The sequence below is a fragment of the Pseudomonas rhodesiae genome (assembly GCF_013285305.1).
In the GTDB taxonomy this organism is placed as follows: domain Bacteria; phylum Pseudomonadota; class Gammaproteobacteria; order Pseudomonadales; family Pseudomonadaceae; genus Aquipseudomonas; species Aquipseudomonas rhodesiae.
On the sequence record NZ_CP054205.1, the window covers coordinates 1,801,074 to 1,828,060 of the forward strand.

General features: G+C 62.2%; 25 protein-coding genes. 15 read left to right on the forward strand and 10 right to left on the reverse strand.

Features of this window, described 5'->3' with window-relative positions; all coding sequences use genetic code 11:
• Positions 1-108: 108 nt before the first annotated feature.
• A complete protein-coding gene (locus HRH33_RS08130; RefSeq protein ID WP_040267597.1) occupies positions 109-1,011 on the forward strand; it encodes a LysR family transcriptional regulator in 903 nt (300 codons plus the stop codon).
• On the opposite strand, the gene HRH33_RS08135 is transcribed toward HRH33_RS08130, so the two are convergent.
• On the reverse strand, positions 1,003-1,761 hold the full coding sequence (locus HRH33_RS08135; protein WP_167416503.1) for a substrate-binding domain-containing protein: 759 nt from the start codon (positions 1,759-1,761) through the stop codon (positions 1,003-1,005). The two genes, HRH33_RS08130 and HRH33_RS08135, sit on opposite strands and share 9 nt — an antisense overlap.
• A complete protein-coding gene (gene tcuC, locus HRH33_RS08140) occupies positions 1,761-3,065 on the reverse strand; it encodes an MFS transporter (protein ID WP_034137369.1) in 1,305 nt (434 codons plus the stop codon). The genes HRH33_RS08135 and tcuC overlap by 1 nt, the downstream gene beginning before the upstream one ends.
• Positions 3,066-3,261: 196 nt before the next feature.
• On the opposite strand from tcuC, the gene HRH33_RS08145 reads away from it, so the two are divergent.
• The 3 genes from HRH33_RS08145 (at position 3,262) to HRH33_RS08155 (ending at position 4,872) form a co-directional block, all read left to right on the forward strand.
• Positions 3,262-3,408 (forward strand): hypothetical protein, encoded by a 147-nt coding sequence (locus tag HRH33_RS08145; RefSeq protein WP_167416504.1) that lies wholly within the window; start codon positions 3,262-3,264, stop codon positions 3,406-3,408.
• A gap of 122 nt (positions 3,409-3,530) precedes the next feature.
• A complete protein-coding gene (locus tag HRH33_RS08150) occupies positions 3,531-4,454 on the forward strand; it encodes a LysR substrate-binding domain-containing protein (protein ID WP_034096422.1) in 924 nt (307 codons plus the stop codon).
• Between the two features lie 55 nt (positions 4,455-4,509).
• Positions 4,510-4,872, forward strand: a complete 363-nt coding sequence (locus HRH33_RS08155) for a 5-carboxymethyl-2-hydroxymuconate Delta-isomerase (RefSeq protein ID WP_034112408.1) — start codon at positions 4,510-4,512, stop codon at positions 4,870-4,872.
• Between the two features lie 25 nt (positions 4,873-4,897).
• On the opposite strand, the gene HRH33_RS08160 is transcribed toward HRH33_RS08155, so the two are convergent.
• The 3 genes from HRH33_RS08160 to HRH33_RS08170 all read right to left on the reverse strand — a co-directional run bounded on the left by HRH33_RS08160 (position 4,898) and on the right by HRH33_RS08170 (position 8,909).
• Positions 4,898-5,833 (reverse strand): LysR family transcriptional regulator, encoded by a 936-nt coding sequence (locus tag HRH33_RS08160; protein WP_094064652.1) that lies wholly within the window; start codon positions 5,831-5,833, stop codon positions 4,898-4,900.
• Between the two features lie 137 nt (positions 5,834-5,970).
• Complete coding sequence (locus HRH33_RS08165; RefSeq protein ID WP_167416505.1) at positions 5,971-7,158, reverse strand: cyanate transporter; 1,188 nt, start codon at positions 7,156-7,158, stop codon at positions 5,971-5,973.
• Positions 7,159-7,289: 131 nt separating this feature from the next.
• Positions 7,290-8,909: a 5-guanidino-2-oxopentanoate decarboxylase gene (locus HRH33_RS08170; protein WP_167416506.1), complete on the reverse strand. Its 1,620-nt coding sequence runs from the start codon at positions 8,907-8,909 to the stop codon at positions 7,290-7,292.
• Between the two features lie 109 nt (positions 8,910-9,018).
• Here HRH33_RS08170 and HRH33_RS08175 point away from each other — a divergent pair, with 109 nt between their 5' ends.
• A complete protein-coding gene (locus tag HRH33_RS08175) occupies positions 9,019-9,915 on the forward strand; it encodes a LysR substrate-binding domain-containing protein (RefSeq protein WP_167416507.1) in 897 nt (298 codons plus the stop codon).
• Between the two features lie 118 nt (positions 9,916-10,033).
• Here the strand turns inward: HRH33_RS08175 and HRH33_RS08180 are convergent, their stop codons facing one another.
• Both HRH33_RS08180 and HRH33_RS08185 read right to left on the reverse strand, forming a co-directional pair.
• Entirely contained in the window at positions 10,034-10,648 is a 615-nt protein-coding gene (locus HRH33_RS08180; protein ID WP_034112413.1) for an NAD(P)-dependent oxidoreductase, read from the reverse strand.
• 36 nt (positions 10,649-10,684) lie between these two features.
• Positions 10,685-11,551 carry an MBL fold metallo-hydrolase gene (locus HRH33_RS08185; RefSeq protein WP_167416508.1) on the reverse strand — a complete coding sequence of 289 codons (867 nt, stop codon included), beginning with the start codon at positions 11,549-11,551 and terminating at the stop codon, positions 10,685-10,687.
• Between the two features lie 106 nt (positions 11,552-11,657).
• Here HRH33_RS08185 and HRH33_RS08190 point away from each other — a divergent pair, with 106 nt between their 5' ends.
• Together HRH33_RS08190 and HRH33_RS08195 are read left to right on the forward strand one after the other, a co-directional pair.
• The gene (locus HRH33_RS08190; protein ID WP_123480465.1) at positions 11,658-12,572 is read left to right on the forward strand and encodes a LysR family transcriptional regulator; all 915 of its coding nucleotides are present in this window, start codon (positions 11,658-11,660) and stop codon (positions 12,570-12,572) included.
• A gap of 90 nt (positions 12,573-12,662) precedes the next feature.
• On the forward strand, positions 12,663-12,839 hold the full coding sequence (locus HRH33_RS08195) for a hypothetical protein (RefSeq protein WP_167389878.1): 177 nt from the start codon (positions 12,663-12,665) through the stop codon (positions 12,837-12,839).
• On the opposite strand, the gene HRH33_RS08200 is transcribed toward HRH33_RS08195, so the two are convergent.
• Positions 12,832-13,707 carry a helix-turn-helix domain-containing protein gene (locus HRH33_RS08200; protein ID WP_034112419.1) on the reverse strand — a complete coding sequence of 292 codons (876 nt, stop codon included), beginning with the start codon at positions 13,705-13,707 and terminating at the stop codon, positions 12,832-12,834. The two genes, HRH33_RS08195 and HRH33_RS08200, sit on opposite strands and share 8 nt — an antisense overlap.
• Before the next feature lie 189 nt (positions 13,708-13,896).
• Here HRH33_RS08200 and pobA point away from each other — a divergent pair, with 189 nt between their 5' ends.
• Both pobA and HRH33_RS08210 read left to right on the forward strand, forming a co-directional pair.
• Entirely contained in the window at positions 13,897-15,081 is a 1,185-nt protein-coding gene (gene pobA / locus HRH33_RS08205) for a 4-hydroxybenzoate 3-monooxygenase (protein WP_173603577.1), read from the forward strand.
• 63 nt (positions 15,082-15,144) lie between these two features.
• Complete coding sequence (locus HRH33_RS08210) at positions 15,145-16,662, forward strand: MDR family MFS transporter (protein ID WP_167416510.1); 1,518 nt, start codon at positions 15,145-15,147, stop codon at positions 16,660-16,662.
• A gap of 69 nt (positions 16,663-16,731) precedes the next feature.
• Here the strand turns inward: HRH33_RS08210 and HRH33_RS08215 are convergent, their stop codons facing one another.
• Both HRH33_RS08215 and HRH33_RS08220 read right to left on the reverse strand, forming a co-directional pair.
• Complete coding sequence (locus tag HRH33_RS08215) at positions 16,732-17,571, reverse strand: cache domain-containing protein (protein WP_167416511.1); 840 nt, start codon at positions 17,569-17,571, stop codon at positions 16,732-16,734.
• A 50-nt stretch (positions 17,572-17,621) separates the two neighbouring features.
• On the reverse strand, positions 17,622-18,395 hold the full coding sequence (locus tag HRH33_RS08220) for a transporter substrate-binding domain-containing protein (RefSeq protein ID WP_034096435.1): 774 nt from the start codon (positions 18,393-18,395) through the stop codon (positions 17,622-17,624).
• Positions 18,396-18,760: 365 nt separating this feature from the next.
• Between HRH33_RS08220 and HRH33_RS08225 the strand changes: the two genes are divergently transcribed.
• The 6 genes from HRH33_RS08225 to HRH33_RS08250 all read left to right on the forward strand — a co-directional run bounded on the left by HRH33_RS08225 (position 18,761) and on the right by HRH33_RS08250 (position 26,982).
• On the forward strand, positions 18,761-20,131 hold the full coding sequence (locus HRH33_RS08225; RefSeq protein WP_094064643.1) for a glutamine synthetase family protein: 1,371 nt from the start codon (positions 18,761-18,763) through the stop codon (positions 20,129-20,131).
• Between the two features lie 99 nt (positions 20,132-20,230).
• Positions 20,231-20,827 (forward strand): class I SAM-dependent methyltransferase, encoded by a 597-nt coding sequence (locus HRH33_RS08230; RefSeq protein WP_167416512.1) that lies wholly within the window; start codon positions 20,231-20,233, stop codon positions 20,825-20,827.
• Positions 20,828-20,952: 125 nt separating this feature from the next.
• Positions 20,953-22,086: a ribonuclease D gene (gene rnd, locus HRH33_RS08235; RefSeq protein ID WP_034096438.1), complete on the forward strand. Its 1,134-nt coding sequence runs from the start codon at positions 20,953-20,955 to the stop codon at positions 22,084-22,086.
• Positions 22,083-22,376 (forward strand): YcgL domain-containing protein, encoded by a 294-nt coding sequence (locus HRH33_RS08240; RefSeq protein WP_034096439.1) that lies wholly within the window; start codon positions 22,083-22,085, stop codon positions 22,374-22,376. Before rnd ends, HRH33_RS08240 begins: the two co-directional genes overlap by 4 nt.
• 106 nt (positions 22,377-22,482) lie before the next feature.
• Positions 22,483-23,415 (forward strand): D-2-hydroxyacid dehydrogenase, encoded by a 933-nt coding sequence (locus HRH33_RS08245; RefSeq protein WP_034096440.1) that lies wholly within the window; start codon positions 22,483-22,485, stop codon positions 23,413-23,415.
• A 144-nt stretch (positions 23,416-23,559) separates the two neighbouring features.
• Positions 23,560-26,982: an OspG family effector kinase gene (locus tag HRH33_RS08250; protein WP_167416513.1), complete on the forward strand. Its 3,423-nt coding sequence runs from the start codon at positions 23,560-23,562 to the stop codon at positions 26,980-26,982.
• Positions 26,983-26,987 lie beyond the last annotated feature (5 nt).

The following is a 26,987-nucleotide window of genomic DNA, read 5'->3' on the forward strand; positions in this document are numbered from 1 at the left end:
GAAACGGTTTACGCTAATTATTCCGGGGGATGTCTACAAAGTGCATCGCGCCACGTTCATGGCCCTCGGGTACTATAGATCGCCCCCCCTAGTCGGCCAGTGTTTCCCGTGATTATCAATTTCGATCTCAATGACCTTCAGGCCTTTCGTGCCGTGGTGGACAAAGGCAGTTTCCGCGGCGCTGCCGAGGCGATCCGCATCTCCCAACCGGCCTTGAGCCGCCGCATCGAAAAGCTCGAATCGGCGCTGGACGTGAAGCTGTTCGAGCGCACCACCCGGCGTGTCAGCCTGACCATGGTGGGACGCGCTTTTCTCCCGCAGGTCGAACGCATGCTCGACGACCTGGACCTCGCCCTGATGGGTATCAGCAACGTGGCATCGACGCGCATGGGCAACGTCACCATCGCCTGCGTGCCTTCTACCGCGTACTACTTCATGCCTCACGTGATCTCCGAATTCCACAAGCTCTACCCGAAGATTCGTCTGCGGGTGCTCGACGCCAGTGCCGGCGAGGTGTGCAGTGCGGTGGAAAGCGGCGAGGCGGATTTCGGCGTGAGTTTCAGCGGCAGCCTGGCCGATGAGGTGGAGTTCGAACTGTTGCTGCAAGAGCGCTACGTATTGGCGTGCCGGCGTGACCATCCGCTGGCCGGTCGCACCAGCGTGACGTGGGCCGAAGCTTATGAGCACGACTACATCAGCGTGGACAAGACCTCGGGCAACCGGTTTCTGCTCGACCAGGCCTTGCGTGGCGTGCGCGTAAAAAAACCGAGTATTTGCGAGACCCACCACGTGACCACCATGATCGGGCTGGTAGAAGCGGGGCTGGGGGTGGCGATGGTGCCGTCGATTGCGATGCCAGCGTGCGAACACCCGATTCTGGTGAGCGTGCCGCTGGTGGAGCCGCAGGTGATGCGCAATGTGGGCTTGATCAAACGCCGCGGGCGGACTTTGCCGCCAGCGGCGCTGGAGTTGGAGCGCTTGGTGCGCGAGATGCCGTTTCGGTCAGCGTGACACCGAGTCCAGGCCGGTGGCCTGCACCGCCGGTTGCACCTCGGGGGAGGCGAGGAACTGCAGCAGCGCCTTGGCCTGCTTAGGGTGTTCGGCGTTCACCGGAATGCCCGCGGCGAAGCGCGTTACCGATTGCACGTCTTCAGGGATCTTGCCCACAAAGGTCACGCCCGGTACCGGCAACAGTTCCGCCACCTGCTGCAAGCCCACAGCGTAATCACCCTTGGCCACCTGCTCGGCCACCGGCAGGCGTTCGATCATGGTGCCCTTGGCCGGCATACCGAGTTTCTTGAACAACTCTTTTTCCACATACACGCCGCTGGCACTGTCGGAATACGCCACGGACTTGGCGTTGCTGAGCACCGCCTTTAGCTCGGCGTCGGTGCCAATCGCCGGTTTCGGCTGCCCTTGCTTGACCACCAGGCCAATGCGCGAGTCGGCCAGTTCCACCCGTGAAGCGGGGTCCACCTTACCTTGCTTGATCAACTCATCCAGGGCATAGCCGACCATGATCACCACGTCGGCATGTTCGCCGCGGGCCAGGCGGTTGGGAATCGCTTCCGGCGCCTTGCCCATGGACGGGCCGAGAATGGTGTCGAGGGTGTCGCCGCTGCGCTGGGCATATTGCGGGCCCAGCACTTTATAAGCTGCGGTGAAGCCGCCGGACGTCATCACCTTGAGCTGTTCGGCCTGGGCCGTCAGTGCCAGGGCGCCGAGGGCGAGGGCGGTCAGGTTTTTGAACATTGACTTCATCACACAGCCCCCTGCATTACTTGACCACGGGCGTTGGCGCGACGGTACAGCGCCAGGGTCGAGCACAGCGCACACAGCGCGGCGAACATCATCCAATAGGCCGGCGAGGCTTTGTCTTCGGTGATGTGAATAAACCAGGTGGAGATCGCCGGGGTGAAGCCGCCGAAGATCGCGGTCGCCAGGCTGTAGGCCAGGGAGAAACCCGCCACGCGCACTTCCACCGGCATGATTTCGGTCAGGGCCGGGATCATGGCGCCGTTGTACATGCCGTACAGGAAGGAGAACCACAGCAGGGTTTCCAGCATATGCGCAAAGCTCGGCGCGTTGACCACGTAGGACAATGCCGGATAGGCCGTGAGCACGGTCAACGCAGTCATGGCGATCAGCACCGGTTTACGACCGAAACGGTCACTGAGAGTGCCGCCGATGGGCAGCCAGACAAAGTTGGAAATGGCCACCAGCAAGGTCACCAGCAGTGCGTCGGAAGTGCTCAGTTGCAGCACGGTCTTGCCGAAGGTCGGCGCGTACACGGTGATCAGATAGAACGCGGTGGTGGTCATGGCCACCATCAGCATGCCGCCGATGACCACGGTCCAGTTCTTTACCAGGGTTGCCAGCACTTCGCGCATGGTCGGGCGATGCTTGCGGTTGGCGAACTCTTCGGTTTCCTGCAGGTTGCGCCGCAGTACAAAGATAAACGGGATGATGACGCAACCCACCGCAAACGGAATGCGCCAGCCCCAGTCGGCCACCACCGACGGTTCCATCCACACGTTCAAGCCATAACCCAGCGCGGCGGCGACCACGATGGAGATCTGCTGGCTGCCCGATTGCCAGCTGGTATAGAAACCTTTGCGGCCTGGCGTGGCCATCTCGGCCAGGTACACCGACACACCGCCCAGTTCCGCGCCGGCCGAGAAGCCTTGCAGCAGGCGACCGAGCAGCACCAGCAGCGGCGCCCACAGACCAATGCTGTGATAGCCCGGCACCAGCACGATCAACAGCGTACCGCTGGCCATGATCGATAGCGTCACGATCAGGCCTTTGCGCCGACCCACGTCATCGATATAGGCACCCAAAACGATTGCGCCCAGGGGCCGCATCAGGAAGCCTGCGCCGAACACGGCGAAGGTCATCATTAATGACGCAAACTCATTAGCGGCGGGGAAGAACGCGGCAGCAATGTAAGTGGCATAGAAGCCGAACAGAAAGAAGTCGAACTGTTCGAGGAAGTTACCCGAAGTAACGCGCAATACCGCGCCCACTTTGGAGTGGGCAGAGTCAGGCCGGGTTGAGCTAGTCATGGTGTTGTGTCTCCAGCGTTCTTTTTAAAGTGCTTGTTTCGCTTAAGACTTGGGATAGTGGCTGACACATTTAGAAATGATAAGTGAAAATTTTGGATTTATTGATGCGTCATAGCTATCAATAAAGCGGGCGGCCAAACCCTTTGTCCTGATCTATGCTTGTAGCTGTGTCCAATTCTTGGGAGGGGAGGTGACAATGGGCAATGAACCGAAGCACCACGATGAACCGGAGCAGGAGCAGCCCCGGCAGCGCTACGAAGAGGAAAAACCGCAGACCTGGAAACATCCCGATGACGGCACGGAGCTGTCCGAGCGAGATCAGGAAATACCGCTCAAACCCTGATGACCCGGCCTGACCAGCACCGGCGGGCACCGACCTGCCGGTGTGTTTAGCGGCAATGCGCATAGACGCCCGCCGCGGCGCTTTCTACACTGCGGCTCGTCTAGGGCAGAGGGCAGGCGCCGATGAATCGCAATGAATTACGCAAGGCCGACATCAATCTGATGGTGGTTTTCGAAGCACTGATGCTTGAGCGCAACGTCACGCGCGTGGCGGAGAAGCTGTTTCTGGGCCAACCCACCATCAGTTCGGCGCTCAACCGTTTGCGTACGCTGTTCAATGATCCCTTGTTTATCCGCGTCGGCCATCGCATGGAGCCAACTGCGCGGGCCGAGGAGATCATCCAGCACCTGTCGCCGGCCCTGGATTCATTGTCGTCGGCCTTGAGCCTGACCCACGATTTCGACCCGTCCATCAGCACTATGACGTTTCGCATCGGCCTGTCCGACGATGTGGAATTCGGCCTGTTGCCGCCGCTGCTGCGCGCCTTGCGCCAGGAAGCGCCGAAGGTGGTGTTCGTGGTGCAGCATGTCGATTACTGGCGCATTCCCGATCTGTTGGCATCCGGCGACATTACCGTCGGCATCACCCAGACCCGTGGCCTGCCGGCCAATGCCAAGCGCAAATTGTTGCGTCATATCCGTCCGCGGCTGTTGCGCGCCGACGCCTCGGACACGCCGCTGACCCTCGATGAATATTGCGCACGGCCTCATGTGCTGGTGTCCCACACCGCCAACGTGTCGGGGTTCGCCGATGAGTGGCTGGCGGAAATCGGCCGCAAGCGACAAGTGGTGTTGTCGGTGCCGCAGTACAGCGCCTTGCCAGCGCTGCTGGCCGGCACTGACTTGATCGCCAGCCTGCCGGACTACGCCGCCGAGGCCATGGCCGTATCAGGCAATCTGTTCTGCGAGCCATTCCCGTTCGAAACGCCGACCTTGGATCTGTCGATGGTCTGGCTCAGCCATGTGGACACCGACCCGGCCGAGCGTTGGGTGCGTTCGCGGTTGGAAGCGTTTATGGGGGATCGCGGGCCGGTGAACCCAGCCTGATGGTTTTATCCGTGTTATATCTACGCGTCTTCCTACAAATAACTCGGAGCGATCAATGCCGCACCTGCACCTGGAATACACCGCGAACCTCACCGACCTGGCCGTCGAGAAAACCCTGTTGCGGCTCAATAACGTGCTGATGGCGTCCGGGCAGTTCGGTTCCGAGTTCGATATCAAAAGCCGCGCGTTGAAGGTCGAGAGTTTCCAGGTCGGCACCTCGCTGAGCCCGCGGGCCTTTATCGCGGTGAAACTGTCCTTGCTCAGCGGGCGCTCGCCTCAGGTTAAAAAGCAGTTGTCGGAGAGCCTATTGGCGGCCTTGCAGGACGTGGGCGAGTGGCCAGCGGATATGCAGGTACAACTCAGCGTGCAGTTGGTCGATATGGATCGCGAGTCCTACAGTAAAGTCGCCATCGGCTGATCACTGCCCCTAAGGTATGCGGGCGTCAGAGCAAGCCTTGCTCGGCGCAGACCTTCACCAGTTGTTCCCGGAACCAGGCATTGGCGCGGTCTTGCCCGCTGCTTTCATGCCACTGCATATCCAAAGTGAACCCCGGCAAGCCGTTGGGGGCTTCGCAGTGGCCGAAGGTGGTGGCCGGTGCCAGCAGTTTTTGCACGCGGCGGGGCAGGGTGACGACGTAGTCGGTGCCACTGATCATTTTCAAGGCCGCGCTGTAGCTGTTGGCCCGCGCCACCACCTGGCGTTTGTGCGCCTGGCGCCCGAGCCAACCGTCGATCATGTTGGTGTCGGATGTCCAGGGTGTTGGAAAAACATGGCGGCGTTCGACGAAGGATTGCAGGCTGAACGCCGATTCCCGTGGCGCGGCGTGTTTGTCGAACACACAGACCAGGTCATCCTCCAGCAGCATCTGGGTCTTGAAGTCTTTATGGGCGCGGTGGAAATGCGGGCCGAAACAGATCACCAGGTCCAAGCGGCCTTCGCGCAGGTCGTCGGCGGGGATATCGGTTTCCAGCTTGCGCACATTAACGATCACCGGCAGGTCGGCGCGATCGAATTGCTTGAGCAGGCGCGGCAGGATCAGCTGTTCGAAGTATTCCGGGGCGCACACATTGAAGGTCACCGCCTGCTGCTTGGGGTCGAAAGCCTGGCCACCGGCGTGGCACAGGTTGATGCTTTCGAGGATCTTCTGCACATGCTCGTACATGGTGGTGGCCTTGTACGTCGGCCGCATGCCCGCACGGGTGTTGATAAACAGCTCGTCCTCGAAACTGGTGCGCAGTTTCTTGAGGCTGTAGCTCACCGTGGACTGGCTGACAAACAGCGTTTCTGACACCTCGGTAACGCTGCTCTGGTCATAGACGGCGATAAACACCATCAAGTCCTGCATATCGAGTTTTCTGAGCAAGTTACTGTTTAACATCGGTTTCGTCCGTAAATCCCATGTACCGAATTCAGTACAAGAAAGCGCAAAAGATTAACGGAACGGTCGTACCAATAGAAAGCTCTGTAGGGTGTTTCTATGTTTGTGGTGGGACATAAACTGTTGGCAATACGACCTCAGCGGAAATGGCGTGCGTAATGCTTCGGGTCGAAGCGCGTGACCATCAGCAGCATCACCACGATCACTCCGGTCAGTGCCCACCAAGCCCATTCGAAGCTGCCCAATTGGTCGCGAATAACCCCGGCGATCAGCGGCGACAGACCGGCGATCAGGTAGCCGAAGCCCTGCACAAAGGCGGTGAGGCCGCCGGCGCGGCGCGGGTTGTCCAGGTGATCGAGGGACAGGATCAGACTCATCGGGAACAACCCGCCGATGCCCAGGCCGAGCAGGCATGGCCACAGCAGGCTCACGTGTTGCGGTGCCAGAATCAGGCCGCAGAAACCGAGGATGATCAGCACCAGCAACGTCGCTACCACGCTGCGTTTATCCTGGCGACGGTTGGCAATGGCCGGCGTGATCAGCCCCGACACCACTTCCATTGCCGTGAGGAAGCCCAGCACCAGGCCGGCGCTCTGTTCGCTCCAGCCTTGTTCCACGTAATACGGCGCCAGCCAGGCGAGTACACAGGTGTAGGACGCGGTTCCGAGGCCGAAAAAGATCGCCAGCAACCAGGCGCGTGCGTTGCCGAAAAAGCGTTCCTGCGTGTCGGAGCCGGCCTGGGGCACTGGCGGCAGCGTCGAGCGCTGGGCGTACCAGAACACCAGCGCCAACACGGCAAGCATCGCCCAGATGGCCAGGCCGATGCGCCAACTACCGGTCTGCACCTGCACGAACGGCGCGAATGAAGCGGCCAGCGCGGCGCCGCCCATGATCGCCGTGACGTACAGGCCCATGAACAGCGAGACGTTCTGGTTGAAGCGGGTCTTGATCAGCGCCGGCATCACCGCCTGGATCAGCGCGATCCCCACCCCGGCGGCGATGGCGCTGACGATCAGCTCCAGCGCCGAGTCCAGCCACAAGCGCGACAACGTCGCTACGCCGATCACCCCCAGGGACAACACGATGCTGCGGTGCTCACCCACCCGCTTGGCCAGGCCCATGCCGAAAAACATCGCCAGCCCCATGGCCATCACCGGCAGCATGGTCAGCAACGCCGCGCTGCTGAAACTCAACGGCACATCGCCGCGAATCGACGACAACAACGGCCCGACCGCCGCCATCGAAGGGCGCAGGTTAAGGGCGACCAGCACCACACTGAGCATCAGCCAGGCGGCGGTAGTGGGTTTTGCGTGAACGTTTTCCATGGGCAAGCCTTGAGTGAACAAGCGCAGATCAGGCCATGGCGGATGCCGGCGGGGCAAATGAGAAAGTCGCAAAGGCTATTGAAAAATTGCGCTGGGGTTAATGGGCGTGGTCCTTTGCTTGCCCCCTCGGCTCACATCGCCTTCATCCACAGCCCCTGATCGATTTCAATCAACGTTGGCCCTTGCCGTTGCACGGCGCTGTGCAAGGCATTGCGTAGCTGCTCAACGTCGTGTGCGCTGTCAGTGGCACTGCCAAGGGCCTTGGCCACGCCGATAAAGTCCGGGGTGTAGATGTCCACGCCCACCGGTTCGATGGCGCGGTTGAGCATGTAGCGCTTGATCTCTTCATAGCCCTGGTTGTTCCACAGCAGCACGATGATCGGCGTGCGGGCTTCCACGGCACTGGCCAGTTCCGGCAGGGTGAATTGCAGGCCGCCGTCGCCGATCAGGCACACCACCGGCCGGCCATCGCCGCGTCCGAGCCAGGCGCCGATGGCGGCGGGCAGGGCATAGCCCAGGGTGCCGTAGCCGGTGGAGGCGTTGAACCAGCGACGCGGATGGTCGAGGTTCAGGGTCAGGTTGCCCCTGTACACCGGTTGGGTGGAATCGCCTACCAGCACGGCATCGGGCAAGGTCGCCAATACCGTGTTGAGGAACAGGGTCTGCGCGCGGGTGGCGGCGTCCCAGGTCGGCGCCAAGTCAGCCCACAACCGTGCGACGCGGTGCTGCCCCCAGTGTGGATCGCGCGCAGGCAGCGGCGTGTGGTTCAGTTCGGCCAGCACGGCCTCGACGGCGATCCGCGCATCGGCCACCAACGCCACGGCGGGCCGATAGTTGCGCACGGTCTGGTCCGGGTCGATATCGATGCGTAGCAAAGTGCCGGGAATCTCGAAGCCGCCGGCGAAGGTGGTGTCGTAGTCGGTTTCCGCCAGCTCCGTGCCGATGGCCAGCACCACGTCGGCTTCGGCCACCAGGGCGCGGGTAGCGGGCAAGGTTTGGGTCGAGCCGATCAGCAGCGGGTGCGCGGCGGGCAGCAGGCCTTTGGCGTTGATGGTCAGCGCGACCGGCGCGCCGAGGGTGTCGGCCAGGGTGGTCAGTGCCGCGGCGGCTTCAATGGCACCGCCGCCGGCCAGGATCAACGGACGCTTGGCTGTGGCGAGCAAGCGACCCATCTGCACGACGGACGCCGGTGCGGCACCGGCGCGGGCCACGCTGATCGGCGCGCAGCCCAGCAGCGCATCGGCGTTTTCCACCAGTACGTCCAGGGGGATTTCAATATGCACTGGGCGCGGCCGCCCGGCCTGGAACAGCGCAAACGCCCGCGCCAGCACACTCGGCAGTTCCGCCGCCGACATCACGGTGTGGGAAAACGCCGCCACCCCAGCCACCAGCGCACTCTGGTTCGGCAACTCATGCAACTTACCGCACCCGCCGCCCAGCTGACTGCGCGACTGCACGCTGGAAATCACCAGCATCGGGATCGAGTCGGCATAGGCTTGGCCCATGGCCGTGGTGATATTGGTCATGCCGGGGCCGGTGATGATGAAACACACACCGGGTTTACCACGGGTGCGCGCGTAACCGTCGGCCATAAAACCGGCACCCTGTTCGTGGCGCGGGGTGATATGGCGGATGTTTGAACGGGCCAGGCCGCGATACAGCTCCACGGTGTGCACGCCGGGGATGCCGAACACATGGTCCACGCCATAGCCTTCCAAAAGGTTGACCAACACTTCGCCGCAGGTCGCCATACAGGTCGCTCTTGTGAATGAGAGAAGGCGGTATTGGAACGGTTGGCCCATGGCGCCCACAATCGATAAAACGTCATACTCGCCATGTTCCCACGTCATGGCTCATCGCATGAAACGCCTTCCGCCGCTGCCTGCGCTGCACACCTTTTGGGTCACGGCCCACTGCTGCAACTTCACCCGCGCCGCCGAACATCTGCATATCACCCAGGGCGCGGTGAGCCGGCAGATCGCCGGGCTGGAGCGCCACTTGGGCTACCCATTGTTTCTGCGCCAGGCGCGAGGCTTGAGCCTCACGGAACAGGGCCGCGCGTGGCAGCACTGCGCGCAGCAGGTGTTTGGCCTGATCGGCGCCGCGGTGGAGCACATCGGTCGGCGCCAGCAAACCCTGCAACTCAAGGCCTCCACCTGTGTGATGCGCTGGCTGCTGCCACGCCTGATGCAATGGCAACGGGAACGCCCGGATGTGCCGGTAGAACTCACTACCACCGTGGCCAACACCGTGGACTTTCGTCGCGAGCCTTTCGATGCGGCAGTGATTTACGCGCCCATCGCCGCGCAGCCCGCCGAGGCCCGGCATTTATTCGATGAACGACTCACCCCGGTCTGCGCCCCGGCCTTGCTCGCGACGCTGCGCACACCGGCGGACCTGCAACACCAGGTGCTGCTACATCCCACGCGAGACGAGCGGGATTGGACGCTCTGGCTGAAGGCGGCGGATGTGCGCTTGAGCAGGGTCAGCCAAGGTCATCATTTCGAAACCCTGGACCTGGCGATGACGGTGGCGTCCCAAGGCTCTGGCGTGGCGATCGGTGACTGCGCGCTGATTGGCGAGGATGTGAAGGCAGGGCGGCTGGCCATGCCATTTGAACGGCGGGTGCCAACGGGGATGGGGTATTACCTGGTGTCTGCGCCGGGTACGCAGCCACTGCCGGAGCTTGAGGCATTGATGAACTGGCTGCAGAGTCAGGCGCACTCTTCAGATCAGGGGTGGGGCAGCGGTACTTGAACTGACCGATCGATCGCCATCGGGGGCAAGCCCCCTCCCACAGTTTTGATCTGGTTTCCTCAGTCCATGTGGGAGGGGGCTTGCCCCCGATAGCGATGAATCAGTCAATAAACATCAATCAGTAACCGACCGTAAAACGCTGGCGCGGGTGCTGATGCTTTTCCACTTCATCGATCATCGCGATAGCGTAGTCGGCAAAGCTGATCCAGCTGCGGCCTTCGGCGCTTACCAGCAAATGGTCCTGACCCAGGCGGAACGTGCCGGTGCGCTCGGTCTCGACAAATTCCGCCGACGGTGAAAGGAAGGTCCAGTCCAGTTCCCGTTCCTGGCGCAGAGCCTCAAGGAACTCGGCGCCGGCGCTGGCTTCGGCTTTGTATTCGGCCGGGAAGCCCTGGCTGTCGATCACGCGGCTACCGTCCGGCAACAACAGTGAGCCCGCGCCGCCCACCACCAGCAGGCGTTTGACCCCGGCTTTTTTCACCGGACCGAGCACCGCCGCAGCGGGCAAGGTGGCGAAGTGCGCCGCGCTGATCACCACGTCGCAGCCGCTGACGGCCTGTTGCAGGGCCTCGGCATTCAGGGCGTCGACCTGCTTGACGCTGACGCCGTCGCGCGCCGGCAAGGCGTCGGTATTGCGGGCGATGGCGACCACGCTATGGCCGCGACGCAGGGCTTCTTCCAGCAGTTGGCTACCGGCACGACCGGTGGCGCCAATGATTGCGATCTTGCTCATGATGTTCTCCAAGTAAAGGTCAGGTTCTACAACGGTTCACCACTTCATTTCGCCCTTGGCGACTTTGGCGCTCAGCTCCAGCGAGCTGTCGTCGGCGAGGGTCGGGTAACGCTTTTTCATGGCCGCGATCAGCGCGGCGGAGTCCTTGGCCTTGGCGGTTTCCACGTCAAAAGCCTTGATGTAGTCGGCGGTGAAGGCCACCGACGCCAGCGACGACGTGCCCAGGTAGTGCCCTGGAATCACCGTGCGCGGTTGCAGCTGTTGGATGCGCTGCAGAGTCGCCAGCCAGTCTTTGTGAGACTGCGCGCTTTGGGTGTCGGCCATCCACACATGAATGTGCTCGGCGACCACCACGCCACCCACCACAGCCTTGATCGACGGGATCCACACAAAGCTGCGATCCGGCTGCGGGCCGTCCAGGCCGATCACCTCCAGTGTCTGGCCTTCCAGGCTCAGGTTATGACCTTCAAGCACCTGGGGCACGATGATCTTGGCCGGTTTGTCGGCGCCCATTTTTGGGCCCCAATAGGCCAATTTGCCGGCCTCGGTGGCTTTGATGTGCTCGACCACCGGTTGTGGGGCCAGCACTTTGGCGTCGGGGAAGGCGGCGGTGAGAGTGTCGAGGCCGAAGTAGTAGTCCGGGTCGCCATGGCTGATGTAGATGGTGGTCAGGTGCTTGCCGCTGGCGCGGATTTTTTGCACCAGTTGCTCGGCCTGGCCTTTGCCGAATTGTGCGTCCACCAGGATTGCGTCCTTGGCGCCGCTGACCAGTACCGAACTGACCGGGAAAATCGCTGCTTCACCGGGGTTGTACACGTCCAGGCTCAGGTCGGCCGCTGCCGCATGGGCCGCGAAAGCCAGGGCGGCGCTGGCCAGCGTCAGGCGCTTGAAAATTGAGAACATCGGGTAGCTCCAGCATCGATTCAAAGAATGCACAGAGCTTAGTTGCACCAAACCAGACTAAAAATGCGATGCTGGAACATAGTTTGTTTCTAAAAGCGGACAGATCATGGATCGTCTTCAAGCAATGCGTGTGTTTGTCACCGTGGTCGACCTGGGCAGCCAATCCGCCGCCGCCGATCATTTGGACCTGTCGCGCCCGGTGGTATCGCGCTACCTGGCCGAGTTGGAGGATTGGGTCGGCGCGCGCCTGCTGCACCGCACCACGCGCAAGCTCAGCCTCACGGCGGCCGGCAGCGAAACCCTGCCCCGTTGCCGGCAAATGCTGGAGTTGAGTGCCGATATGCAGGCCGCCGTCAGCGAACCGGACGATGCGCCCCGTGGCCTGCTGCGCCTGAGTGTGAGTACCTCGTTCGGCCAGGCGCAACTGGCCGAGGCCATCGCCGAGTACGTCAAGCGCTACCCGTTGGTCACGGTCGATCTGCAGATGCTTGACCGCACCGTCAACCTGGTGGATGAGCGCATCGATTTGGCGATCCGCATGAGCAACGACCTGGACCCCAACCTGATCGCCCGGCGGCTTACGGTTTGCCGCTCGGTGGTGTGCGCCACCCCGGCGTATCTGCGTGAGCATGCGGCGCCGCAGAACGTTGAGGACCTGGCGCGACACAACTGCCTGACCCACTCGTATTTCGGTAAGAGCCTGTGGCATTTCGAAGAGCGGGGCGAACCTGTCTCTGTGCCGGTGAGTGGCACCATCACCGCCAACGAGGCCAGCACTCTGCTGCGTGTCACTCTGGCCAGCGCCGGGGTGGCGATGCTGCCCAGCTATCAGGCCGGCGACTACATCCGCCGTGGCGAACTGGTGCGCCTGCTGCCCAGCGCCGAACCCCGGCAGATGAACATCTATGCGGTCTACGCGTCGCGCAAGCACATGCCTTCGGCGCTGCGCAGCCTGCTGGATTTTCTGGTGTTGCGCTTTCCCGAAGAGCCGGCGTGGGATGAGGGTTTATACGCAACATAAACGGGTTGAATGGCGTCCAATAATGGCATCCTGCCCCGGCTGACCTATGCTTTAAACAGCACCGTGTATATCTGTGCAGAGGTCAGTGCCATGAGCATCAAAACCCGCAAGTACCTGATGATTTTCGCCCTCAGCGCGCTGGCCAGTGCGCTCTACGGGACGGCCGCCTACCGCGTCGAGCAGACCCGCATGCAACCGACCTTTGCGATCAGTTGCCATCAGGACCAGTGCATTCCCCACAGCGGCAGTTTCAGCGCGCTCAGGTAGGCTGCTGCGCTTTTAACTGTTCACGAAATGCCTTGGGTGAGAACCCGACCCGGCGGCGGAACAGCCGCGAGAAATTGGTCGGGTCGGAAAAACCCAACACCTCCGACATCTCATTGATGGTCATGCTGGTGTACGTCAGCAGGCGCTTGGCTTCCAGCAACTGGCGGTCATGCATGATCTGCAGCGCGGGCTGCCCGGCCAATTCGCGGCAGGTACCGTTCAGGTGCGACACCGAGATCCCCAGTTTGTGGGCCAGGTCCTCGATTTTGGGATGCTCGCGGTAGTGCTGTTCCACCAGCTGAGTGAAGCGTCGGAAATACTCACGACCCCGTGGTGCCCGTGGATGGCGGCGCTGGATCGCCTGGCGGCTGATCCACACCAGCAGCACGCTGACCAGGGCGTGCATCAGCATGTCCCGTGCCGGTTGCTCATCGGCGTATTCATCCTGCAGGCGCGCGAACAAGCTATTGAGGTAATCGCTGTCCTTGCCCGCTGGGTAATTGCCCAATGTCTGCAAGGCATCGACCGTGGAACCCAGTTGTGCCTGCATGTGGTCCACCAAGGGCGCGGCCAGGGTCACCACATAGCCTTCGACATCTTCACTGAAGCGAAACCCGTGCACACACAGCGGCGGCAGGACCTGTAGCGTGGCTTCGTTGAGCGTGGTGCGCTGACCTTCGATTTCCAGCTGGGCCTGGCCTTTGTGCACATACAGCAACTGGCACAGATCCGCGTGCCGGTGGGGCTGGATCTCCCACTGGTATTCCCGGCTGCGTCGGGAAATAGTTTCGCAGTGCAACAAATCGGGCGTCGGCCATTGCTGACTTTCCCCGTAAAGCTTGAAGACCGGAATCGCGGTTTTGGTCATGTTTTCAATCCGATACTCAGGATAGGGGTGCGGTAATCGCCCCGATTGGTAAAAAGCGCAGGCTTTGGCGCAGTTTTCACCTTCTTATGCCGTGCACTCAAGTGAAAAATGTCAGCTACAAGATCAATGACAACTCTTTCACTCAATCCGTTCGAGTGGAACTTGCGGGCGATAAAAATAATGAAAACGCTGAATACCCAAGTCGCCATTATCGGCGCCGGTCCGTCCGGACTGTTGCTCGGTCAGCTGCTGCACAACGCCGGCATCCAGACCTTGATCCTTGAGCGTCAGAGCGCCGATTACGTGGCGGGGCGCATCCGCGCCGGGGTGCTGGAGCAGGGCATGGTTGACCTGCTGCGCGAGGCCGGCGTGAGCCAGCGCATGGATCGCGAAGGCCTGGTGCACGACGGCTTCGCGCTGGCGCTCGACGGTCAACTCACCCCTATCGATCTCAAGGCGTTGACCGGCGGCCAATCGGTGATGGTTTACGGCCAGACCGAAGTCACCCGCGACCTGATGGCCGCGCGCGCGGAAGCGGGCGCCACCACCCTGTATGAAGTGCGCGACGTACAGCCCCATGACCTCAAAAGTGATCGACCCTGGCTCACCTTCGAACACCAGGGCCAGGCGTTTCGGCTGGAGTGCGATTACATTGCCGGTTGCGACGGTTTTCACGGCGTGGCACGTCAGTCGATTCCGCCTGAGTCATTGACCATCTTTGAACGGGTCTACCCCTTCGGTTGGCTGGGCATCCTCGCCGACACACCGCCGGTGCACGAGGAACTGGTGTACGCCAAGCACCCTCGCGGGTTCGCCTTGTGCAGCATGCGGTCGCCGACCCGCAGCCGCTATTACCTGCAAGTGCCGGCGGACGAAGACCTGGAGCAATGGTCGGATGCGCGCTTCTGGGAGGAACTCAAACGGCGCTTGCCTGCGGCATTGGCCGAGCAACTGGTGACTGGGCCGGCCATCGAAAAAAGCATCGCGCCGCTGCGCAGCTTTGTGGTGGAACCGATGCAGTACGGGCGCTTGTTCCTGCTCGGCGACGCCGCCCATATCGTGCCGCCCACCGGGGCCAAGGGCTTGAACCTGGCGGCCAGTGACGTGAGTACGTTATTCAGGATCTTGCTTAAGGTTTACCGCGAAGGCCGCGTGGATTTGTTGGAGCGCTATTCCGCCATTTGCCTGCGCCGCGTGTGGAAGGCCGAGCGGTTTTCCTGGTGGATGACCTCCATGCTGCATACATTCGCCGACGCAGATGGCTTCAGCCAACGCATTGCCCAAAGCGAGTTGGAGTATTTCGTCGGCTCCGAAGCCGGGCGCAAAACCATCGCAGAAAATTACGTCGGACTTCCTTACGAGGCTATTGAATAGCCTGCTATCGTATTGCGCATTGCCGTGGGCGCCTTTCCCACGGCCTTGCTCGAAGGTTCCTGCGTGACTCATCTTAATCACTCCACCCCAACTGTTCCCGCCGTGCGCAGTATTCTGATTGCGCTGATGATGGCCATCTTTCTTGGCGCCCTCGACCAGACCATCGTTGCGGTGTCCATGCCCGCCATCTCGGCGCGCTTCCACGACGTCAACCTGCTGGCCTGGGTGATTTCCGGCTACATGGTGGCGATGACGGTGGCGGTGCCGATCTACGGCAAGCTCGGCGACCTGTACGGGCGTCGGCCGATGATGCTGATTGGCATGGGGCTGTTCACCCTGGCCTCGCTGTTGTGCGGCATGGCGCAAAGCATGGAACAACTGGTGCTGGCGCGGGTGCTGCAGGGGATCGGCGCCGGGGGCATGATCTCGGTGAGCCAGGCGATCATCGGCGACATCATCCCGCCTCGCGAGCGCGGGCGTTATCAGGGCTATTTCAGCAGCATGTATGCGGTGGCCAGCGTGGCCGGGCCGGTGTTGGGCGGCTACATGACCGAGTACTTGTCGTGGCGCTGGGTGTTTCTGATCAATTTGCCCCTGGGCGCTGGCGCCTGGTATGTGGCCCATCGCACTCTGGTGGGGCTGCCGGTGCCGCAACGCAAGCCGATCATCGATTACCTCGGCACTGTGCTGATGATCGTTGGCCTGACCGCGTTGCTGCTGGGCATCACCGAAATCGGCCAGGGCCATTCGTGGCGCGATTCACAGGTGTTGGGGCTGCTGGGCGGTGCGCTGGTGGTGCTGACGCTGTTCGTGTGGCATGAACGCCGCGCGCGCGAACCGCTGCTGCCGATGCATCTATTTGCCAACGCCAGCGCGGTGCTGTGCTGGTGCACGATTTTTTTCACCAGTTTCCAGGCGATTTCCCTGACGGTACTGATGCCCCTGCGCTTTCAGACCGTGACCGGCGCCGGTGCCGACAGCGCCGCTCTGCATCTGCTTCCTCTGGCCATGGGCCTGCCGATCGGTGCTTACTGCGCCGGGCGCCGCACGTCGGTGACCGGGCGCTACAAACCGATGATCCTCAGCGGTGCGCTGTTGAGCCCGCTGGCGATCCTCGGCATGGCCTACAGCGCGCCGCAGGCGGTGGGGTTGACGGCGGTGTTTATGCTGTTGTGCGGGATCGCCGCCGGCATGCAGTTCCCCACCTCCCTGGTGGGCGCGCAGAACTCGGTGGCACAGCCGGATATCGGCGTAGCCACCAGCACCACCAACCTGTTCCGCTCCCTGGGCGGCGCGGTGGGGGTGGCCTGTATGTCGGCGCTGCTGCTGGCGTTGCTACAGGATTCCAGTTTCGCTCACCTGGCCAGCGGCGCACTGGTGGCCGAGGGTGCGTCCGGCAACGTGCTGCTCGACGGCCTCAACGCCGCCCCCGGCCCGGCGCAAGACGCCCTGCGCGCGGAACTGGCGGTGACGTTCCGGCATTTGCTGATGGTGAGTGCAGCGGTGTCGTTGCTGGGGCTGGCCGCCGCCGTGGCCATGCCTGATCGCATACTGCGCGGGCGTGAGGACAAGGCCAAGTAACGGGAACCATGAACGACAAGCTGTGGGAAGGTTTAATCCCTCCCACACCTGCATGCAGTCCAATTCAGATCAGGGGCTGTAGTAGCCCACCGCAACCATGAAATGCCCGGCCTTGCGCACATACACATGCTTGTTCTCGATTTTGCCGGTCACCGGGTTTTTCCAGCGGTATTTGTATTCGCCCTGATCCTGCTCCGCCATCATCTTAAGCATCGGTTCGCCCACCGGTTTGCCGTCCGGGTCCTTGACCTTGCTGAAGTCGGTGTTGATCAGCCGCAATGTGGTGCCGTGGGCCACGTAGCGGTGGGTATTGAGGTCGACCACAAATACATACAGGTCATCCTGTAGAAAGCCGCCCTGCAGAGAGTTGATTGCCTTGAGTGTGCCGGTCTCGTCCTTGAGTAACGCGTTCACCGCTTTATTACGCAGCGCCCGCGCTTGTTCCGGCGTGGCCCTTGGCAGGTAGTAGCCCACCGCCAGGATGCGTTCGCCGACGCGCTGGTAGAACACATGTTTGTGCTCGACCTTGCCGTCGTTCCAGTTCTGCCAACGATAGTCAGCCTGTTGGATGCCCTGGCCTTCCGGCACCTTGAGCGCTTGCTTGAATGACTCACGCAGGTCCGGCCCGAGCACCTCGGACACATCGCGGCCGATCAACGCCGAAGACGGGCCGCCACTGGCCAGCAACACGCCTTTGGTGTCCACCACGAACACATAGCGGTCATGGTCGACAAACTCGCCCTGGCGACTGAACGCGGCGAACGCCTTATCGCCATTGCTCTGGTAATAAGCCAGGGCTTTTTCCAGCAGCGCCTTGGCCGCCTGGGCGTCTTCATCCCTAGCGGTATCTGCATGCACCTGACTGAAACCCAACAGCAGCAACCAGGTGATGCGCAGCAGTCCCTTCATGAGCCAATCCTCGTTCTTGTTGATGTGAGCACAGCGTAGACGCCTATGGCTCAGGGCGCCGCCAGCCATTGATCGACGATGCCTTGGTACACCCCGGTGGCCACACTCAGGTGCAACCATTGGTCGACATAGCTTTTCCACGCCACGTCATCGCGGGGCAGCAGGAAGGCTTTTTCGCTGTACTGCATCTGCTTGTCCGGGTTGACCGCGCACAGCCCCGGCTTGAGTTTCTGCTGGAAGCGCGCCTCGCTGGCATCGGTGATCATCACGTCGGCCTTGCCCGCCAGCAACTCGTCGAAAATCGTCACGTTGTCATGCAGGCGAATCTGCGCTTTGCCCAAATGCGTGCGGGCGAACACTTCGTTGGTCCCGCCCGCCGGTTCGATCACCCGCACCTGGGGCTGGTTGATCTGCTCGACGCTCTGGTAACGCTGCACGTCGGCGCAGCGCACCAGCGGGATCTTGCCGTCGACCCCGAGGGACTGGCTGAAAAAGGCTTTTTTCTGGCGCTCCAACGACACTGAAATGCCGCCCACCGCGATATCGCAGCGTTGGGCCAGGAAGTCTGGCATCAGGGTTTTCCAAGTGGTGGGCACCCATTGGATCTTGGCGTTGAGGCTCTTGGCCAGGGATTCGGCCATGGCAATGTCGATGCCTTCGTAGCCGCCATCGGCGCGCAGGGAGGTGTAGGGCTTGTAGTCGCCGGTGGTGCACACGCTGAGGGTGCCACGCTGCAACACTTCATCGAGGCGCGACGGGGCGGTGTCGGCCAGAGCCGGCGCGGCGAGGCTGGCCAATACACCGAGGGCTAATAGAGCTTTCATGCAGTCGCGTCCTTGGGGCGGGGTCGGGCGGCCATTATTTCCAGCGCGGGGCAGGGTGGCAAGGCGTGACGATTGTTTAGCCGGGCTGCAACCATACTCCGCCAACCGTGAATTTAACCGGCGCTCGCGGCATGTGAGGCTGGCGCGCATCCCACCAGTGTGATTCGCCCATGGCCGCTTCCCCCGACGCCCACCTCGCGACACTGCCGTCCGCGCTGGCGTTCTGGGCGCTGTTCCATTGCCGCCACGCGCGCCCGCCGGATACCGCTCTCCTACGTTGATTGGCCCATTGGATGACGCACGCCTGTGCCCATCTGCCCGGCGGCGCCCGCGCGCCTGCCAGACCCCTACGTATGAGAGCCCTCATGAGTGTTTTCGCCAGCCTGCACGAAGCCCAGTCCTTTCTTGAACACAACCCGGACATCGAACTGTTCGAGCTATTTATTCTCGACAACAACGGTGTGCCCCGCGGCAAGCTGCTGCACCGCGATGAACTGCTGGCGGTGTATGAAAGCGGCCGCCCGCTGCCCAGTACCATCCTCGGCCTGACCATCAACGGCGACGACGTGGAAAACTCCGGGCTGGTTTGGGAGGTCGGCGATATCGACTGCCGCGCCTACCCGATCAGCGGCAGTTTGCAGCGTATGCCGTGGCGGTTGATCCCCACGGCGGCGGTGCAGGTCAGCATGCACCCCAGCGAGGGCCTGCCTGCCACCGTGGCCGACCCGCGCCAGGTGCTGGCCAAGGTGATCGACGCACTCAAGGCCGACGGCTATTACCCGGTGATGGCGGCCGAGCTGGAGTTCTACCTGCTCGATCAGAAACCCGACAGTCATGGCCGCCCGCAACCGGCGCTGGATCAGGACGGCGGCCGGCCGCGCGCGACCCAGGTCTACGGCCTGCGGGAACTGGAGCAGATCGAACCCTTCCTCGCCGACCTCTACAGCGCCTGCAAACTGCAAGGCATTCCGGCGCGCACGGCGATTTCCGAATACGCCCCTGGGCAGGTCGAGATCACCCTGGAGCACCGCTCCGACGCTCTGCAGGCCATGGACGAAGCGGTGCGCTACAAGCGCCTGGTCAAGGGCGTCGCACACAAACACGGCATGACCGCCTGTTTTATGGCCAAACCGTTCGACGACCTGGCAGGCACCGGGCTGCATATGCACGTCAGCCTGGCGGATGCCGAAGGCCGCAATTTATTTGCCAGCGCCGCCGCCGATGGCACGCCGCTGTTGCGCCACGCGGTGGGCGGCATGCTCAGCACCTTGCTGGATTCGCTGCTGATGTTCTGCCCCAACGCCAACTCCTACCGGCGCTTCCAGGCCAACAGCTACGCGCCGTTGGCCGCCACCTGGGGGGTGGACAACCGTACCGTCAGCCTGCGTATTCCCGGCGGGCCAGCGCCCTCGCGGCATATCGAACATCGCATCTGCGGCGCCGACGCCAACCCGTACCTGGCCGCCGCCGCGATCCTGGCCGGCATCCATCGCGGCATTCGCGAGCAGCGCGACCCCGGCGCCCCGGTGGAAGGCAACGGTTACGCCCAGGCCAAGGAGCGGTTGCCCACCGACTGGCTCACCACCCTGCGCGCACTGGAAGGGTCGCATTGGGCGCGGGAAGCGTTTGGGCCTGAGTTTCTCGGCGTGTACCTGGCGGTCAAGCGCGCCGAGTACCGCCAGTTCATGGGGCAAGTCGGTGAACAGGACTGGCGCTGGTATTTGCATCAGGCATGACGGGATTAACGGTAGTGTCTTCGACCTTTTTTTCACGTTGCCGCCGTTAAGCTGCCAATCAAGGTCGTTCACTACCGTTTCACCCAGATGAGCCCATAGATGTCGTCACAACCTCCATCCTCCATCGAGATTGAATACGCCGAACGCTGTGGCCGTGAGCACGCCCGGGTCTGCGGCGATACGCGCCCGCCAGGGCTGCGCCGGCGTCTGGTGGCGTGGCGCGACGCCTGGCTGGTGCGCCAGGCGTTGAAAGTGGCCGGCGAGCCGGGGCTGATCCTCGACCTGGCCTGCGGCTCTGGGCGGTTTTGGCCGGTGCTGGCCGAGCACGTCAACCGGGTGATCCTGGCCTCGGATAATTCCCAGGCCATGCTCGACCATGCTCGCACCCACTACCCGGCGTCGTTGCTCAAGCGCGTCAAGACGTTCCAGGGGTCGGCGTTTTCCATTGGCTTGTCGGAAAACGCGGTGGATTGCATCTTCTGCCTGGAATTGTTTCGTCATGTGCCCGACAGCGAAGGGCGCCTGGCGCTGCTGCGCGAGTTTCATCGCGTCAGTCGCGACACCGTGATTGTTTCGGTCAACTCCCGCGCCGTCGTCGAGGCAGAGTTTCGTCAGGCGGGGTTCAACGTGCTGCACCATCAGGAATTCGTGCCTGGCTCGGCGATATGGCGGGTCTACGTACTGCGTAAGAGATGATAACTCCCATCTGTCGGACTATTCTTCAACTCCTGTCTGAGTTTTCATGATCGGCTGTGCACTGTGGATGCTCGCAAGCCTCTTGCGCGATATATACTGCGCGCCATTCTTCAAGGGAGAGCCGTGTGGCCATCGATATTCACTGGATCTGCGACAACGATAGCCTCGGCCAGCATTGCGCCGAATGGCAGCAGTTGCCATTCGTCGCCCTCGACACCGAATTCATGCGGGTCGATACCTTTTACCCCATTGCCGGGCTGATCCAGATCGGTGATGGCGTTCGCGCCTACCTGATCGATCCCCTGACCATCGACAACTGGCAACCCCTGGCCGCCTTGCTGGAAAACCCAGCCGTGATCAAGGTGGTGCATGCCTGCAGCGAAGACCTCGAAGTACTGCTGCGCCTGACCGGCAGCCTGCCGGTGCCGTTGTTCGACACCCAACTGGCGGCGGCTTACCTGAACCTCGGTTTCTCCATGGGCTATTCGCGTCTGGTGCAAGCCGTATTGGATATCGAGCTGCCCAAGGGCGAAACCCGCTCGGACTGGCTGCAGCGGCCATTGTCCGAAACCCAGATCAGCTACGCCGCCGAAGACGCGGTGCACTTGGCCGAGGTCTACACACGCTTGCGCCCACGGCTGTCGGACGACAAATACGCCTGGGTATTGGAGGATGGTGCCGAACTGGTGGCCAACCTGCGCCGCGAAGTCGACCCGTACGAGGTGTACCGCGAAGCCAAGCTGGCGTGGAAACTGTCCCGCGCGCAACTGGCCGTATTGCGTGAGCTGTGCGCCTGGCGCGAGCAACAGGCCCGTGCCCGTGACCTGCCGCGCAACCGCATCATTCGTGAACATTCGCTCTGGCCCCTGGCCAAGTCCCAGCCGGATAACCTCGCCGCCCTGGGCAAGATCGAAGACATGCACCCGCGCACCGTGCGCCAGGACGGCCAGTTCCTGCTGGATCTGATCAAGCGTGCCGGCAGTGTGCCCGCCGATCAATGGCCGCCGGCCATCGCCGAGCCGTTGCCGGTGGACGCCGCTGCGCTGATCAAGCAACTGCGCGCCCTCGGCCAGGCCGAAGCCGAACGCCTGGACATGGCGCCGGAGCTGATGCTGCGCAAGAAAACCCTCGAAGCCCTGGTTAAAAGCGGCTACCCCGATGGGCCTTACCAATTGCCAGACTCGCTGCGTGGCTGGCGCCGCGAGTTGATGGGCCAGGCGCTGCTCGACAGCCTGGCCACTGCCGGAGAACAGCCTTGAAACGTATTTGCTCCATCTACCGCAGCCCCAAACGCGCCGGCATGTACCTGTACGTGCTCAAGAGCGATGCCCTCGAACGCGTACCCGAAGGTTTGGTGAGCGTATTCGGCAAACCGGTGCATGCCTTCGACCTGGTGCTGACGCCCGAGCGCAAGCTGCAACAGGAAGACATCCACCAGGTACTGGAAAACCTCGACAAGCAGGGCTACCACCTGCAAATGCCGCCGGCCGAGGACGAGTACATCGAACACTTGCCCGAAGAGCTGCTGCGTCGCAATGACCCGATGTGATCGGTAAGTGCCCTGTCCGGGGCACATTTTCAATGAAATCGTATGAGTTGGCGGTGGCCGTAAGGATGCGGGCGGCCGTCTGCACTGTTTTTGAAAGGTTTGAACCATGCGTGTTCTGATTGCTGAACAGGATCACCCGCTCTATGCGCGACTGCTGCGCGAAGCCGCGCCGGACCTGGAGGTGCTGACCAGCGGCGACTCCGCCGAGTTATCGCGCCTGGCCGCCGATTGCCCGGTGTGGCTGGGCCAGCCGGACCTGCTGGCGACGCTGTTGCGCCAGGGCCATCAGCCGCAATGGCTGCAATCGACCTGGGCCGGCATCACGCCACTGTTGGCTGACGGCTTGCCGCGCAACTATCGCCTGACCCGTGCGGTAGGCATCTATGGCCAGGTGATGGCCGAGTTTGTGCTCACCTATATGCTTGGCCACGAGCGTGAAGTGCTGGCACGTCTGGTCAGCCAGGTCGAGCGCAAGTGGGATAACCGCATGGGCCAGAGCCTGGCGGGGCGCACAGTACTGATCGTCGGCTGCGGCGATATCGGCCAAAGCGTGGCGCAGTTTCTGCTGCCGTTCGGCGTCAAGTTGTACGGCATCGCCAGCACTGCGCGGGAGCAGGCGCCGTTTATCGAAGTGGCTGGCCTGGACCAACTGGGGCGCTTGGTGGGGGAGGCCGACTACGTGATCAACCTGCTGCCGAACACGCCCAACACCCACGACCTGTACGACGCGGCGCTGTTCAAGCAATTCAAGCCGACCGGGCTGTTTATCAACGTCGGACGCGGCGTGGCGGTGGTCGATGCCGACCTGGTCGAAGCCCTCAAGGAAGGGCATCTGGCGGGCGCGGTGATCGACGTCTGTCGCCAGGAACCGTTGCCGCAACGCCACCCGTTCTGGACCGCCTGGGGCCTGTTGTTGACCGGGCACAGTTCGGCACCGACCTCGCCGCCGATGATGGTGGATTTGTTTATCGAAAATTTACGCGCGTATCAGGCCAGTGGGCCCTTGCGCGGCACCGTGAGTTTCGACCGCGGCTATTGAAAACACGGGGTCGCGGCCGTTCGGCCATGCGGCGGTCGAGGGTGGGGCTCACGGATTTTAAAAACGTCTGCTCACACTCAGTCGATTTCGCCGTTTACCGCCCTGTGTGAGGCTGGCGCTCTTTGCCAAAAAGAGTGCCTGCCCATGCTCAGTTCCGGTGCTGTTTCCTCATCTTCTGGCGTTACTCCGTTATTCCCCGCGCCGGCTGCCGACGCGGTCATTCCCCCGCCCCAGGCACCGGCGGCGTTGCCCACCGCCAGTGCTCACCTGCGTACGGCGTTGGGCGACCGGCATAACTGGAAAGTCCTCGGGCAACAGCTCGCAGCCATGGCGACCCGGCTTGGCCCGGCGGCCACGCCACAGGCTGTGCAGGCTGCGTTGCGGCAGACACGGATGGACCTGCATCCCGACTCCTCAAACCTTGCGCAGCTCGGTGCCGCCCCAACACTTGAGGCTTTTATCCAGGCCAACGGTCTGCGCCTGCCGGCCAGGTTCTTTCACCTGACAAGCCTGGCGGACGCGGTCAGCGAGCGCGCCCTGGCGCATCCCTTGGGTAATTTCGGCGGTGGCCTGTCCTGGCCTGTCGCGCTGACGAGCGATGCACAGCGCATGTTGCTGCGGGCCGCCATCGGCTATGCCGCGCGTCACCCGAATAATCCCCAGGCGGGCCCCAGTGTAGGGGTGCTGGAGTACCTCAACGGCAACCGTCCGCTCCCCAGCGATGCCGCCGACGATCCGGCGAAGGCGTTGGAAATGCTGGTCGGTTCCGCCCGTGGCCAGGCACTGGGCCAGGCCATGCAGCAACAGTTGAATGGCATCGCCACCGACACCAGCGTCAACGATTACACGCTGGCGGCCATCAACGTGGTGCTCGATCCCCAATCGGTCGCCGCACCCCGTCGCAATACAGTCGCAGGCTTCGATTTGGCTCAGCCGCGCTACTGGGGCAGGCCCATCGCCGAGATACGCGCCGGGCTGAAGCAGCATTTGGTGGACAGCGGCCAGACCAGCGCCGGCATGGCCAATGTGGGCGCCTACGCGCTACTGGCCCGCACCGCCCCGCAGCTTCTGGTCAAGGATCTGCCTGACAACGTGATCTTTGGCAGTCCGGCCTGGGTCAGCCTGTCGATTGCAGCCGCAACCATCGAGGCCCAGGCGCCGGGTTCAGTGCCGAATATGACGTTTGCCCAGGTCATGCTCCAGGCCAAGCGTGCCGCCATGGCCGATCCGCTAGTCACCCAACACGCCCAGAGCGCCGCGTTGCTGGATTGGGGCGTGGTCAACGGCGTGGTGTCGGCCAAACCCGACGAGCGCTACACCCCAGCCGAGATCGAGCGGGTCAGAACCGCTTTCAATCGCCAGATGGATGAGTGTATGCAGGCCTCCAGCCAAGTGGAAACCGAGCTGCCGAACCGCAAGGAGATTGCGTTGGCCAAGCTCAAGGAGCGGTTCGGCGAGGGCCTGCCCTTCGAGGCCAAGCGCCTGAGCGTCAAAGACCCGAGGCCCGGATTCGACCAGCCACTGTACGACCCGAACCGCGCGCCAGCGGGGCTGCATTCGATGCTCGATATTGCCATGGGCGGGTTGCACAACTATGCCTGGGAAACCCGCGACCCACGCCTGAGCAAGGCGATCAAGGGCAAGTCCCTGAAGCTGGACGCCCATGGGGTTTTCAATAACCAACTCAACCAGGCAATCGCTGCGCGTAAGCAGGGCATAGGCACGACCATCAAACACCTGGTGGCGCAATTGCCCTTGGCTGATCGACAAAACCTCGAATATGGAAAACTCGAATTTTTCCAGAACCATACATACGCGCTGGGGATGGGCTTGACCGGCAGGACCCTGGAGCACAAGAACCCCACGCTACTGATCAAGGCCACCCGGCCCCATGGCGTCAGCGTCTACGCCCTGGATCTGAAGCAAGGCGCTATTCGAACGATGCCGGCTTCGGTGCTGACCCGCGAGCGTGAGCGCGAGGCCAACCGGGTCTTCCCTATCGAGCTCTTCACACCACGGCATAACAGCGGTGCTGCGCCGAATCGGGCAGAGCAGGCCGTTCCGTCAAGCTTTGAGAGTGCGCGAACACAGTTCATCGCCGACGTCTTTGTCGAACATATGGATATCGACAATGACGAAGCGGTCAAGCAGGCCAAGGGAGTCACGACCTACGATCGGCAAATGGAGAACGAATGGAAGCTGGCGGATTTTTTCCTGAATCTGGTGCCGCTCAGGTCAGCGATCGGCAATTTTAAGCAGGGCAATTACCTGGATGGCGCATTGGATCTGGGTATGGATGTCTTCGGTTTTGTTACCGCCGGCGCAGGGGCCTCAACCAGGTTGGCTAAGGTGGGCGCCACGGCGGCGTCTGCTGGGGGCAAGGCGTTGAAGGTGGCCAGGATCATCGGCACTACCGCAATCGGTGCATTCAACCCGGCCAGTGGCCTGGGTGATTTGATCGGTCAAGGCGCTGGTTTGATCCGTCGGGGTGGCAGTTACCTGCTGGGCAAGGCGTTGAGCGGGGTCAATCAGCTCAAGGGCGCCGCCGGCAGTTATGACCTGTTGAAGATGGTCAGCAAGCAGTACGACGCGGCGGCAACCGGCACGTTCAAGGTGGCGGGCCAGGCAGTCGAGGGGGGCGCGGTACTTAATAACGGTCGCTGGTATGCCTTTGATGTCGACCACCTGCGCCCATATGGGCCCCCGCTGGAGGAGTTCACCGCGCAGACCAAAGCGGTAGGCGGGGCCTTGACCACCGTAAGACGCGATCCGGGTAGCGAGCTGAGTAACCGAGCCCTGAGGCAGTACAGCGTGCCCGAATCCAGGATTGCCGGGCTCACGCGCAACAGTCGAGGGGTTTATACGGGAGCGGATGGCCATTTGTCCTTTATCCGCCAAACCGACAGCACTGGTGCAACCGCTGTGTATGAGGTTCGGCAAGTCACCCGTACCCAAGACGGTGCGGTGCAGGCGAGGATTTACCACAACAATCGCCAGACGCCGGTGATGGTGCAGCATGTCGAAGGCGACCTGTGGCTGCGGCTGGGGGCTCGCGGCGGTAATCCACCTACGGTTGCCGAGGATCTCGGGCCCATCATCGGCGCAGGTGGCGAAGGCACAATTTACGAAAGCCTTGACGGCAAGAGTGTCTATAAAGAGTTCGTTGATCCCGTCCGTGGCTATATCCCCAGTTATGTGCAGATAGAAACTGACTGCCTGAACACTTATTACGGCGCTGGCTTTGCAACGGCGATTATCGAAGGCGAGCAGGCCTATATAAAAATGGGCAAGTTGGATGGCGTCGCGCTCAGCACCGTCGGCGGCCGCAGCTTGCCGCCGCAGGCCAGAACCTTACTGGAGGACGCACTGCGGCGAATGGAGGAAAAAGGCATCTATCACCAGGACTTGCAGCTCAAGAACTTCCTGTATTCGGCCCGCGATAAAGTGGTGTATCCGGTGGATATCCAATCGATGCCGGCGGAGTTCGTGGTCGGCCCCGTTCTGGATGCCTACAACGACATGAAGAGCACCTTGCTTTGGCAGTTCAGTGGGTTGGTTGGCTCATGACACGA